We start from the raw sequence: 13,133 nt of genomic DNA, 5'->3' as shown, positions 1-13,133 counted from the left end.
CTAATACCGGATTAGGGCCGAGCCCCACGCAAAACCACCGCCGAAAGCTTCCATCAAGATCATTTGTCCGCGCTGAATCCGACCGTCGCGAACCGCTTCATTCAAAGCGAGCGGTACCGAAGCCGCCGATGTATTACCTTGCTTCTCGATGGTCGTCACCACGCGGTCCATGGGCAGGTGCAGCTTTTTTGCCGTAGCGGCGATGATACGTATATTGGCTTGGTGAGGCACTAGCCAGTGGATATCCGATTTCTGCAGATTATTGGCGGCCAAGGTCTCGTCCACAATGCGTCCGAGCGTATTGACAGCGATCTTGAAGACCTCGTTCCCTTGCATTCTCAGGAATCGATCTTTGTCTTCGCCGTTTCCAATGCTGTGGGAATTTGGCACGTACAAGAGATGCTGGTATTGCCCATCCGAATGGATATGAGTGCTTAAAATCCCTGGCTCATCCGAAGCTTCGAGCACGACCGCTCCCGCACCGTCGCCGAAAAGGATACAGGTTGTACGATCCGACCAGTCGACGATACGCGAAATGACTTCACTCCCTACGACAAGAACCCGCCGGGCGGTTCCTGCCCTGACATACTGGTCAGCGATACTGAGTGCGTATATGAATCCGGAGCACGCTGCCTGAACGTCGAATGCTGCACAATTTTGGATGCCCAACCGCTGCTGTAACAAACAAGCGGTACTGGGAAAAACACGATCGGGCGTACAGGTTGCAACGATAATGAGGTCGATCGCTCCCGGTTCGATTCCAGCCGACTGCAAAGCCTGACGAGCTGCATGTTCCGCCATGCTGGAAGCCGTTTCGTGCTCCCCGGCGATGCGACGCTCGCGAATACCCGTCCGTTCGACGATCCAGGCATCAGACGTATCGACGGTCTGAGCGATCTGGTCGTTGGTGAGAATAGTTTCGGGGAGATAGCCGCCGGTTCCGAGGATCCGAGAGTACCGTCTCACGCGGTTTTCCTCTCGGCGAAAATTTCAGCGATCCGCTCGCCGATACGAGTTGGGACGGCTTTCTCGACCTCCCGGACAGCGATGCCAATCGCATTTGCGAAGGCCAAACGGTCGGCATTGCCGTGACTCTTGATCACGATGCCACGCAGTCCCAGCAAACTGGCTCCGTTGTAGCGTCGGTGATCAAATTGCTCTTTGAAGGAGCGAAGTACAGGCATAGCTGCCAAGCCGGCCAGTTTGGTTAAAAAATTCTTGCTGAATGCTTGCTTGATTGAATGATTGATCATTTTGGCGAGCCCCTCACTGGTTTTGAGCGCCACATTACCGACAAAGCCGTCGGTCACGACGATATCCACGTTCCCCGAGTAAAGATCGTTTCCTTCGACGTAACCGATAAAATTGATGTGGGCGTCAGCCAACAATTTCGCAGCTTCCTTGACCTGTTCGTTGCCTTTGATTTCTTCCTCGCCGATATTCAGCAATCCTACCCGTGGGTGCTCCTTTTCCTCCACTGCGCGAACGAGCTCGTACCCCATCACGGCAAATTGATAGAGATGCTCTGCCGAGCAGTCAACATTAGCTCCGAGATCCAGAACATGGGTATGGCCTCCCATGGACGGCACAGCAGAGATAATGGCTGGCCGGTCGATCCCTGGTATCGTTTTGAGAACGAATTTTGCGATCGCCATTAAGGCACCGGTATTCCCGGCACTGACACACGCATCGGCAAGGCCGCTCTTGACCAGGTCAATGGCAACTCGCATGGATGAATCCTTCTTGCTACGGAGAGCCTTAGCCGGAGACTCGTGCATTTCCACCGTTTCGGAGGCGTGATGAATGCGAAGCCGGTCGCCGAAGCGTGTTAACGCCGCCCCAAGGTGCTGCTTCAAGACAGCTTCGTCACCCACGAAAATCAGGTTTAAATGAGGATTGCTTTCGACACTATCCAGAGCCGCCGGAACGATCACGGCGGGACCGTGATCGCCGCCCATGGCATCCACAGCGATGGTCGGCTTCTTACTCATAGTTATTATTCAATCAATCGAGCGGCAAACTCAGCAGAAACAACAAAAAGAAATCGCGAAAACTTCGGCTCCCCGAATCGATCAGGATATCGAAACTATTCTTCGCTCGACTCCTCTTTGCTGGTGATCACTTTGCGCCCGCGATAATATCCATCCGGGCTGACATGGTGCCGGAGATGGACTTCGCCTGTGGTGGGTTCAATGGAAAGCGCTTTAGCTTTCAATGCATCATGCGAACGACGCATACCTCGCTTGGAACGCGTTTTACGATTTTGCTGTACGGCCATTTAAGAGCTCCTACTGTCGACTATTTTTGAGTTGCGCCAATACGGCGAAAGGATTCTCGCGGGATTCAGCATCGGTTTCCGTCTTAGGCAAAGCACACTGAGGGTGTTGGGGAATCGGCGGAATCGCCAACACCAATTCGTCAGCAACGATGTCCGCAGGATCGATCATACCCGTTTCATCGAGAAGCAAAGGCTCAAGCGGTTCTGGCAACAGATTTCCTTCATCGATGGTACTGACGATGCCTAGGTGTACTTTGCTGCGTACCGGCCAGTCCAAAGGCTCCAAACAACACTGGCACTCCAGCTCGAGATCAGCCTCGACCCACCCGGAAACGACTGCTCGCCGGCCTTCTTTCCGAAATTCGAGATCGACTTTTGCCTCGCCTTTCTCATTGAGCACCATGTCCCGTACGCGAGACATCTCGTTCAAAGGCACCGATCCGACGATCCTGCGCCTCTTGTCCGCATACTCTAACGGATCGATTGAGTTTGGCAAACAGTCAAGCATAACGTGCAATGATATCGAGAAATGTGAAAAGGTGTCAAAATAGCTTCACGTATACCTCTTTCGACCGCTCAAATCTTTAACTCAAATCCGACTCCATGACAAAAATTGTTCTGGCTTCCAGCTCCACCTATCGCCAAGACTTGTTGAAAAAGCTGGGGCTCGAATTCGAGGCAGTCTCTCCTCGAGTTGTCGAAACGCCCGGTTTTGATGAAAGTCCCGATAACCAGGCACTGCGACTCGCGAAGGAGAAGGCCGCGGCGGCGGCACCTCGCTTTCCCGAAAGCCTGATTATCGGCTCGGATCAAGTCGCCGTTCTGAACGGAAGGCAATTAGTAAAGCCGATGACGCGCGACAACGCCATTCGGCAACTTCGCGAGTCTTCGGGACAACGTGTCGCCTTTTACACCGCCGTATCCGTGTTGCACACGACCACTGGAGAAATGAAAACGGATATCGACCGTTGCGCGGTCTACTTTCGATCACTGGATGATCGGGAAATTGAACGTTATGTCGATCGCGAACGACCTTTTGACTGTGCCGGTGGGTTTAAATCGGAGGGCTTGGGTATCGTGCTATTTGAAAAGTTCGAAGGCGAAGATCCCAATGCGCTGGTTGGGCTACCGCTAATACGACTTGCTCGCCTGCTCACGAGCTTCGGAATACGGGTAGTTTAAACGGATCAATGCTGCAGATAAACACCTGGCATGAATACGGCGGCCGTTTCGCTGAATTGTTCGGACGCTAGGGCCATCACCTTCATTATTTGGCCTTCGTCCAAACGTGTCGTAACGGCAACCTCGTCCGGTATCGCCCGAATCACGTCGTCGGCCGGAAAGCCGAGTAATGCCACGGTTTTTAGTCGATTCGCAAGATATAACAGACTGGCTTCCAAGCGGTGAGTTTCGGCCAATTCAGGCTCGAGATGCCAACGAATCGCTTCCTGCAAAGCCTCTGGCAGTTTCCAGGCCTTGGCCAGTTCCGCCCCGATCTCCGCATAAGTAAAACCGAGCCGATCTTTTTCCAATCCCGGGATCAACCGATCGTCGCCAGCGGCAGCCAACAGAATTTCCCGCGCCTTGTCGGGCAAACGCAAATAGATAATCAGCGCACCGATGCGATGTAACAGGCCCGCAACAAACAAGCGTTCGCTGTGCAGGACAGAGGCTTCCTTGGCCAATAGACGCGAAATCACGCCGCAATAAAGGCTGTTCAACCAAAAATCATTCATATTGACCAAACACGTCGGGATTTTGCGAAAGCTGTGGATGACGGAAGTGGTCAGCGCCAAACTGTACAGCGTATCGGCACCAACCAGCCCGACCGCACGTGTAATGGTCTCGATACGGACCGGCAAGTTGTAAAACGCACTGTTGACTATCTTCAATAATCGTGCGGTAAGTGCCGGATCCTGACCGATTGCCTCGGCAATCTCGGCAAAGTTGAAATCGTCACGTTCGAGAATGGCCCAAACCCGCGCCACTGCGACCGACGGGGATACCAACTGAGGCATCCCCATCACAAGGGTTTCGGGTGTTTCGGCGATGGGCATCAATTCATGCGGTTGTAGTAATTGAGAACCCGTGTTACGTAGGCCTGAGTTTCCTGAAACGGAGGAATCTTGTTGCCATATTTGATGACATTTTTTTCCCCAGCATTGTAGGCCGCCACCGCCAGTCGTATGTCTGACTGAAACATGTTGATCAATTGCCTCAGATACCTCGCTCCCGCCTCTATGTTTTCACTCGGATTGTAACGATCGCGAACGCCGAAACGGGCAGCGGTTTCCGGCATAAGCTGCATCAGACCGACAGCGCCCTTAGGAGACACAGCCGCGGGATTGTAGGCGGATTCCGCACGAATGACGGCATGCAGTAATGCGGGATCAAGGCTGTATTTGTTGGCTGCCGCTTCAATCAAGGGGTCGAATTGACTGCGGTTCCTCTTTGGAAATCGCGTTCCCAACCGCCATGTTCTCGAAGACGAAAAGGGAGATGACGCAGTCGGCGTCTTGATAATCAATCGATATCCTGAGTGCTTCGGATTATCCGTGTAGAAAACGTGTCCGGTGCTATCAACATATTTGTAAACATCTGCACCGACCGAATTCGAAAAAAGAAAGAATAAAAATGCCAGCCCGCATTTATCAATTGGTCTGAACATCGTCTTTCCGCCTGTTGACCGTCGCTATGTCGACAGACGAAAAGTTTTGCACGAATCTGCTTTTTTTCAATTGACGGATGTCATTCTGCGAACCGGCTCACACTTTCGCGCCGACGATACAAAACGCCCGTCAGAACACGAGTTTCCTAACCGATCACGGGCTTGACCAGCCCTGCCGCGGTTCTCGCTCGTTCCCGCGCTTCTTCGACGGAGCGACCTGCGGCTAAAGCCACACCGACTCGACGGCGTGGATATGAAATCGGCTTGCCGAACAGCCGAATCTCGGTTTCGGGAACGGCAAGCGCATCATCAACGCCCTCGAATGCTAGGCCTTCGCCTTCGACCTGGCCATAGATCACGGCACTGGCTCCCGGATCTCGAAGACGGGTCGATACAGGAAATCCTAGTATGGCTCTCGCGTGCAGCTCGAACTCGCTCTGCTCCTGGGTAATCATGGTCACCATGCCGGTATCGTGAGGTCTCGGACTCACCTCGCTGAACCAGACTTGATCCCCTTTGACAAACAGCTCTACGCCAAAAACGCCACATCCGCCCAAATTCTCCGTTATCGTCTTTGCGATACGTTTGGCCTCCTCCTGGGCAGTTTTGCTCATGGGTTGCGGCTGCCAGCTTTCGACGTAATCGCCGAACTCTTGTCGGTGGCCAATTGGCTCGCAAAAATAGGTTTCTTCTCCGGAGCGCCCGTTCCTTGCTCGCACCGTAAGCAACGTAATTTCGTAGTCAAACTCAATCTTTGCCTCTACGATGACTTTGCCATCCCTTACTCGCCCTTCCGACTGTGTGTGCTCCCAAGCTTTTTCTAAGTCAGCTTCGCTTCGCAGCAAGAATTGCCCTTTACCCGAAGATGACATGACAGGCTTCACGAAACAGGGATAACCGACCGACGAAACGACCTTTCTCAGCGATTCCAAAGAATCGGCAAAAGCGTAGGACGAAGTAGGCAACCCGAGTTCTTCTGCGGCCAGACGACGAATCTTTTCACGGTTCATCGTCAAATCGACGGCGCGCGCATTGGGAATGACGACTACGTTTCCAGCGCGCTCAATCTCCGCCAAAGCGTCGGTTGCGATCGCTTCAAGCTCCGGAACGATGATATCCGGTTTCTCCATCTCAACGAGCCGTTTCACATCGTCGCCATCCATCATGTCGATGACGTGGGCACAGTGCGACACGTGCTGGGCAGGCGCATTGGGATAACGATCCACGGCCACGACTTCAACGCCATAACGTTGCAAGGCAATAGCGACTTCCTTGCCGAGCTCGCCGGCACCAAGAAGCATGACACGGGTGGCGCTACGTGTAAGTGCGGTACCGATTTTCATAACTGGCTCCTCTCGCTGAATGATCACCCCGATATGCGCCCTTAGCTATCGAGCCTATTCTTCGCCATTCTAATCTCAGCCACGAATACTCACACCCTCCGAGCCACCCGAACCCAAAGATCGCCACGGACTCGAGCCCCCTTGTCGCCTCGAAGGGCTCTACAACTCAAATCTCAGCCTTGAAAGCCCAGTTGTTTCCACGCTTCTTCCAACCGCTTTGCGGATACTGGGTAGGCCGTCTTGAGCATTTGAGCGAAAAGGGAGACACGGAATTCTTCCAAGCTCCAGCGATAGGTTTCACGCTCAGGGGCAAGGCGCTGTCCTTTGGCCGCTTTCACGGCGTTCCAATAGCGTCCCCAGAAGGGCGCAAGCTCGCCGTATTGCTTTCGGTCGCGCAGCGGATCTTGAGTGGCTTTCTCCAAACGGTGTAACACAGCCTTGAGATAGCGGGGCATTTCCCGGATTTGCGGATACGGGGTGGTAACCCAGAATCCTGCATAAACGAGCAATCTCAAATGTTCCAGTACATCCTGCTTAGTCGGACCAGCGGGCAGCGACTTCAGTTTCGCCTGTACCTCACTGTACAGTTGAAATATGGTTTGAGCCATACGCGCCATTTCGTCTGCTTTTAGGACCAATTCGGCTCTCTGATCTTTAAGCCGCTTTTCGAACTGCTCGGCGCTGCGAATATCCGGCTGTCCCTCCAGGAACAATGCGCCCATAAGCCTATTCAGAAGATCCTCGCGCAGTTCACGCCCGGTCTTTAACTCAGAATAGAGGAAAGGGTGAGCTGGCAACTGCCGATACCAAAGTTCTGACGATGCATTTACCGCCAGATTCTTTTTCAGATACTTCAGTTCTTTCGCCAAAGCGAAACGGAACAGCCTGATAAGGCCTAGTTCATGCTGACACGCCGCTTCTTCCGGGGTATCGAACACCCTAACGCCCACCGTTTCGCCCTCGTCGACCACCGCCGGAAAGCCAAAGATCGTCTGGCCGTCGTACTGGCCGTCGAAACAGCGAGGCAATTCGCCGAAAGTCCAACTCTTGCAGCCAGTATGAAGATAGGCCCGTCCCGCCAACTGCTGAAAATTCTTACCGGCATCAGCAGAATGGCGAGCTTTGAGCTCTCTCAGATCGCGGGAACGATCGATGACAGTGTTAAATTCGTCGACAACGGCGAAATTCATGCGCAAGTGCGGCGGAAGTACGTCTTCTCGGAAAGAGTCGGGTGATACGGCAATACCGCCGGTTTTTTTCAAAGCCGAAGAAAGCTGCGCGTAGAAAGAACCGCGTCCATAGTCGAGCATGGGCAACACGCGTTCGGCATGGTCCGATGCCGGCACGAAATGGATACGCAAAGTCTTGGGCAAAGATTTGATCAGAGCGACGGTTTTCTCCCTGAGTAGCCCTGGAACCAACCAGCGGAACGGCTCAGGATCAAGCTGGTTCAAAAGATGCAGCGGCACAATGACCGTGACGCCGTCGTCCTCATGTCCCGGTTCGAAGCGGTACTGCAGCTGGAACCGCAAAGGACCTACCTGAAAATGATCGGGAAAATTCTTAGCGTCCAGCGAAGCGGCTTCCTTTGTGGTAATGTCGGCCCGGCTGAGCTTGAGAAGATCGGGCTCACGGGCTTCAATGGACTTACGCCAGCGCTCGAAGGTAACGCCGTTGACTACATCCTGCGGAATACGTTCGTCAAACCAGCGGAACAGCCAATCCTCGTCCACCAGCAGATCGGCTCGCCGTCCCTTGTGCTGAAGATAATCCGCTTCCTCCAGTAGTTTCAAATTGTGCAGGAAGAACGGTGCCTTGCTGTCGTAATCCATGTGCACAAGGGCGTGACGGATAAACATGTCTCTCGCCCCTTGTGGATTGATCCTTTCATACGGAATCTTTCGCCCCGCTTGAACAATGAGTCCGAACAACGTAGTGCGCTCATACACCGCGGCGCGAGCTGTCTTGCGCTCCCAATGCGGATCGTAGTGTTGGTGCTTAACGAGATGAGCCCCCACCTTTTCTATCCATTCCGGCTCTATCTTAGCTACCGTACGGGCGTAGACCTTAGTGGTTTCCACTTGCTCGGCCGCCATGATCCATTTGGGCTTGACCTTAAACAAAAAGGAGCCAGGATGAATGAACAACTTGGTTCCACGCGCTCCAACGTATTCGTTCTGCTCTTGCTTGAGACAGACATTAGACAGAAGACCCGAAAGGAGCGCCCTATGAATTTCGCCGTATTCGCCAGGCACCTGGTTCAGCTTCAGGTCCAGTTCCCCCTTCAGCACTTCCATGATCTGCCCGTGAATGTCGTGCCACTCTGTCATCCGCACATAGGATAGGAAATTCTCGCGACACCACTGACGCAGCTTGGATTTCGACAAGTACTTCTTCTGTTCCTCGTACTCGGTCCATAGCTTCAGGAAGGACAGAAAATCCGAATTGTCATCCCGGAAACGGGCATGTTTCTGATCGGCATTCGAAGCCTTGTCGGCAGGGCGCTCGCGTGGATCGGGCACACTCAGGGCAGCGACGATAATAGCGACTTCGCTCAGGCAATGTTCTTCCGCTCCTGCCAAAAGCATACGCCCGAGCCTCGGGTCCACCGGCAGCTTTGCGAGCTTGCGACCGATATCGGTGATCTGTCCGCGATCATCCAGCGCATTGACCTCCTGCAAGGTCCGAAGACCGTCGCGGATCAGCCGGGCGTCGGGCGGTTCTACAAAGGGAAAGTTTGAAATATCACCCAACTTGAGAGCGTGCATTTGCAGAATGACCGCCGCCAAGTTGGTACGGAGTATTTCCGGGTCGGTGAATTCCGGCCGATTCAGATAATCCTGTTCGGAATATAAGCGGATAGCAATCCCGGGGCCCACTCGTCCGCAGCGGCCGGAGCGCTGATTAGCCGAGGCTTGGGAAATCTTCTCGATTGGCAAGCGTTGCAATTTGCTGCGATGGCTATACCGACTGATACGGGCGTACCCCGTATCAATCACCGAGCGTATTCCGGGCACGGTGAGCGACGTTTCTGCGACGTTGGTCGCGAGCACAATGCGACGCATGCCTGAAGGTCTGAATACTCGTTCCTGCTCGGATTGAGACAGGCGCGAGTACAGCGGCAGAATTTCGCAGTTTGACGGGTGGTGCTTACGTAGCGACTCGGCGGTCTCGCGGATTTCGCGCTCACCGCTGAGAAAGATGAGAATATCCCCAGGCTGCTCACGCCACAACTCATCCACGGCGTTAACAATCGCCATCTGTTCGGCATGGTCGGTCTCATCGCCCTCCTCGACTTCAACCGGCCGGTAACGAATCTCCACCGGATAGGTGCGTCCCGAAACATTGATAATCGGGGCGTTCCCAAAATGCCGAGCGAAACGTTCTGGCTCGATCGTGGCGGAAGTAATGATGAGCTTCAGATCTTTACGCTTGGGCAGCAGCCATTTGAGATAGCCCAACAGGAAATCGATATTGAGGCTCCGCTCATGCGCCTCATCCACGATTAAGGTGTCGTATTGCTCGAGAAAGCGATCGTGCTGAATTTCCGCCAGCAGGATGCCGTCGGTCATGAGTTTGATCAGGCTTTCCGGCCGGGTCTGATCTTGAAATCGAACCTTATAACCCACCGCCTGCCCTAAAGGCTGTTTGAGCTCTTCGGCAATCCGAGCGGCAACGGTTCGTGCCGCAATACGACGGGGTTGTGTGTGGCCTATATAACCAGAAACACCACGGCCAGCCTCGAGACAGATTTTTGGCAATTGGGTCGTCTTGCCAGAGCCCGTTTCTCCGCAAACAACGACCACCTGATGATTACGGATTTTCTCGAGAATCTCGTCTTTTTTTTCAACGACTGGCAGCTCTAGCGGATAATCCAGCTCTGGAACGCTCTCCGCTCGAAGCTGCCTTTTCGCCATAGACTGGCTGACTGCTTCCTGTAGCGACTGCAACCGATCGGCAGCCAACTGGCCGCGGCGCATCTCGGCTCGTAGCTGAGAAAGTCTCTTACTCAGATGATAGCGATCTTTGCGGAGACAGAGATCGAGATTTCCTTCGATTTGGTCAAGAATATCCTGCATAAAAAGGAAAAATTGATTCGTTTTAGCAGAATATTTCCAAAAGAAAAAACGGCGGTAGGCGCGAGATTATACTGGATTCAATTCGGTCCTTGATGATATCGCTGCTCGATGCCTATGAGGCCGATAGTGGTGGGGTTCTTCTAAAAATGAAAAGCCCCGCTTTGGATGTGCGGGGCGCTTATTAGGGGATAGGGTGCCTGGCGGTGACCTACTTTCGCACAGGGAACTGCACTATCATCGGCGCTGAGCGGTTTCACTTCCGAGGTCGGGATGGGATCGGGTGGTTCCCGCTCGCTTTGGCCACCAGGCAAAACGGGTTATGAGGTGAGCTGTTGTTTTTCGCTCTTTCCTCGGACAATGTACACGGCGTTGGGTGTCGTCACCCAAACGGTTTGGGTGTTATATGGTCAAGCCTCACGGGCCATTAGTATGGGTTAGCTTCAGCCATTACTGACCTTCCACATCCCACCTATCAACCTGGTCGTCTTCCAGGGCCCTTCAGGGGACTTTCGTCCCAGGGAGATCTCATCTTGGGAGGGGCTTCCCGCTTAGATGCTTTCAGCGGTTATCCCGTCCGAACATAGCTACCCGGCTGTGCCACTGGCGTGACAACCGGAACACCAGAGGTTCGTTCACTCCGGTCCTCTCGTACTAGGAGCAACTTCCCTCAAATCTCCAACGCCCACGGCAGATAGGGACCGAACTGTCTCACGACGTTCTAAACCCAGCTCGCGTACCACTTTAAATGGCGAACAGCCATACCCTTGGGACCGGCTACAGCCCCAGGATGTGATGAGCCGACATCGAGGTGCCAAACACCGCCGTCGATATGAACTCTTGGGCGGTATCAGCCTGTTATCCCCGGAGTACCTTTTATCCGTTGAGCGATGGCCCTTCCATTCAGAACCACCGGATCACTAGGACCTACTTTCGTACCTGCTCGACTTGTCTGTCTCGCAGTCAAGCGCGCTTTTGCCCTTACACTCTCTGCACGATTTCCGACCGTGCTGAGCGCACCTTCGTGCTCCTCCGTTACGCTTTGGGAGGAGACCGCCCCAGTCAAACTACCCACCATACACGGTCCCCGATCCTGATTCAAGGATCTGGGTTAGAACTCCAAATTCACCAGGGTGGTATTTCAAGGTCGGCTCCACCGGAACTGGCGTCCCGGCTTCTCAGCCTCCCACCTATCCTACACAAGCAAATTCAAAGTCCAGTGTAAAGCTGTAGTAAAGGTTCACGGGGTCTTTCCGTCTAGCCGCGGGTACACTGCATCTTCACAGCAAGTTCAATTTCACTGAGTCCCGGGTGGAGACAGTGTGGCCATCGTTACGCCATTCGTGCAGGTCGGAACTTACCCGACAAGGAATTTCGCTACCTTAGGACCGTTATAGTTACGGCCGCCGTTTACCGGGGCTTCGATCAAGGGCTTCGCTTGCGCTGACCCCATCAATTAACCTTCCGGCACCGGGCAGGCGTCACACCCTATACGTCCTCTTTCGAGTTTGCAGAGTGCTGTGTTTTTATTAAACAGTCGCAGCCACCGTTTCACTGCAACCCCCTTCCGCTCCATGAGCAAGTCACTTCACGTACCAGGGGCGTACCTTCTCCCGAAGTTACGGTACCATTTTGCCTAGTTCCTTCACCCGAGTTCTCTCAAGCGCCTTAGAATTTTCATCCCGCCCACCTGTGTCGGTTTTGGTACGGCCAAATGTAACCTGAAGCTTAGAGGTTTTTCTTGGAAGCCTGGCATCAATCACTTCGGTCTTGGCGAACCAAGACACCGTCATCACGTCTCGGCATTGATCCTCCGGATTTGCCTAAAGGATCTGCCTACTCGCTTAAACCGGGACGTCCAACACCCGGCTGACCTAGCCTTCTTCGTCACCCCATCGCAGTTACACCTGGTACCGGAATATTAACCGGTTTTCCATCGACTACGCCTTTCGGCCTCGCCTTAGGTGCCGACTAACCCTGCGCCGATTAACGTTGCGCAGGAAACCTTGGGCTTTCGGCGTCAGGGTTTTTCACCCTGATTATCGTTACTCATGTCAGCATTCGCACTTCCGATACCTCCAGCCAACCTTACAGTTGACCTTCGCAGGCTTACGGAACGCTCCCCTACCACGCAAGCTTGCGCTCGCATCCGCAGCTTCGGTACAGACTTTAAGCCCCGTTAAATCTTCCGCGCAGGCCGACTCGACCAGTGAGCTATTACGCTTTCTTTAAAGGATGGCTGCTTCTAAGCCAACCTCCTGGCTGTCTATGCCTTCCCACATCGTTCTCCACTTAAGTCTGATTTGGGGACCTTAGCTGGCGGTCTGGGTTGTTTCCCTTTTGACGACGGACGTTATCACCCGCCGTCTGTCTCCCGTGCTGCACTTTCCGGTATTCGGAGTTTGCATCGGTTTGGTAAGTCTAGACGACCCCCTAGCCGAAACAGTGCTCTACCCCCGGAAGTGATACACGAGGCGCTACCTAAATAGCTTTCGAGGAGAACCAGCTATCTCCGAGCTTGTTTAGCCTTTCACTCCTAGCCACAGCTCATCCGAATCTTTTTCAACAGATCCCGGTTCGGCCCTCCAGCACGTGTTACCGCACCTTCAGCCTGGCCATGGCTAGCTCGCTCGGTTTCGGGTCTACTCCCAGCGACTTAACGCCCTATTCAGACTCGCTTTCGCTACGCCTCCCCTACTCGGTTAAGCTTGCCACTGAAAGTAACTCGCTGACCCATTATACAAAAGGTACGCAGTCACCCCCCGAAG

9 protein-coding genes and 2 rRNA genes (1 of these 11 running past the window's edge) are annotated in these 13,133 nt (G+C 53.7%); 1 reads left to right on the top strand and 10 read right to left on the bottom strand.

Features of this window, described 5'->3' with window-relative positions; genetic code table 11:
* From QEN43_RS15760 to QEN43_RS15745, 4 genes are all read right to left on the bottom strand, one after another.
* Positions 1-966, bottom strand: coding sequence for a beta-ketoacyl-ACP synthase III (locus QEN43_RS15760; RefSeq protein WP_026609304.1), 966 nt, complete (start codon positions 964-966; stop codon positions 1-3).
* Positions 963-1,991 carry a phosphate acyltransferase PlsX gene (gene plsX, locus QEN43_RS15755; RefSeq protein ID WP_026609303.1) on the bottom strand — a complete coding sequence of 343 codons (1,029 nt, stop codon included), beginning with the start codon at positions 1,989-1,991 and terminating at the stop codon, positions 963-965. Before plsX ends, QEN43_RS15760 begins: the two co-directional genes overlap by 4 nt.
* 95 nt (positions 1,992-2,086) lie before the next feature.
* Entirely contained in the window at positions 2,087-2,278 is a 192-nt protein-coding gene (gene rpmF, locus QEN43_RS15750) for a 50S ribosomal protein L32 (protein WP_026609302.1), read from the bottom strand.
* Positions 2,279-2,288: 10 nt separating this feature from the next.
* A complete protein-coding gene (locus QEN43_RS15745) occupies positions 2,289-2,699 on the bottom strand; it encodes a YceD family protein (RefSeq protein WP_235726588.1) in 411 nt (136 codons plus the stop codon).
* Between the two features lie 182 nt (positions 2,700-2,881).
* Between QEN43_RS15745 and QEN43_RS15740 the strand changes: the two genes are divergently transcribed.
* A complete protein-coding gene (locus QEN43_RS15740) occupies positions 2,882-3,460 on the top strand; it encodes a Maf family protein (protein WP_026609300.1) in 579 nt (192 codons plus the stop codon).
* A gap of 5 nt (positions 3,461-3,465) precedes the next feature.
* Here QEN43_RS15740 and QEN43_RS15735 read toward each other — a convergent pair whose 3' ends face one another.
* The 6 genes from QEN43_RS15735 to QEN43_RS15710 form a co-directional block, all read right to left on the bottom strand.
* The gene (locus QEN43_RS15735; RefSeq protein ID WP_026609299.1) at positions 3,466-4,335 is read right to left on the bottom strand and encodes an HDOD domain-containing protein; all 870 of its coding nucleotides are present in this window, start codon (positions 4,333-4,335) and stop codon (positions 3,466-3,468) included.
* Positions 4,335-4,946: a lytic transglycosylase domain-containing protein gene (locus QEN43_RS15730; RefSeq protein WP_036267853.1), complete on the bottom strand. Its 612-nt coding sequence runs from the start codon at positions 4,944-4,946 to the stop codon at positions 4,335-4,337. Before QEN43_RS15730 ends, QEN43_RS15735 begins: the two co-directional genes overlap by 1 nt.
* A gap of 146 nt (positions 4,947-5,092) precedes the next feature.
* Entirely contained in the window at positions 5,093-6,289 is a 1,197-nt protein-coding gene (purT, locus tag QEN43_RS15725) for a formate-dependent phosphoribosylglycinamide formyltransferase (protein ID WP_026609297.1), read from the bottom strand.
* A gap of 173 nt (positions 6,290-6,462) precedes the next feature.
* Entirely contained in the window at positions 6,463-10,368 is a 3,906-nt protein-coding gene (gene hrpA, locus QEN43_RS15720) for an ATP-dependent RNA helicase HrpA (RefSeq protein WP_026609296.1), read from the bottom strand.
* A 195-nt stretch (positions 10,369-10,563) separates the two neighbouring features.
* Positions 10,564-10,676, bottom strand: a 5S ribosomal RNA gene (gene rrf, locus QEN43_RS15715).
* 95 nt (positions 10,677-10,771) lie between these two features.
* Positions 10,772-13,133 (bottom strand): 23S ribosomal RNA (locus QEN43_RS15710) (it continues 532 nt past the right edge of the window).

The sequence above is a fragment of the Methylocaldum szegediense genome, assembly GCF_949769195.1.
GTDB classification, from domain to species: domain Bacteria; phylum Pseudomonadota; class Gammaproteobacteria; order Methylococcales; family Methylococcaceae; genus Methylocaldum; species Methylocaldum szegediense.
Note: the sequence above shows the minus strand (reverse complement) of the source record. Positions and strands in the feature narration are given on the sequence as shown.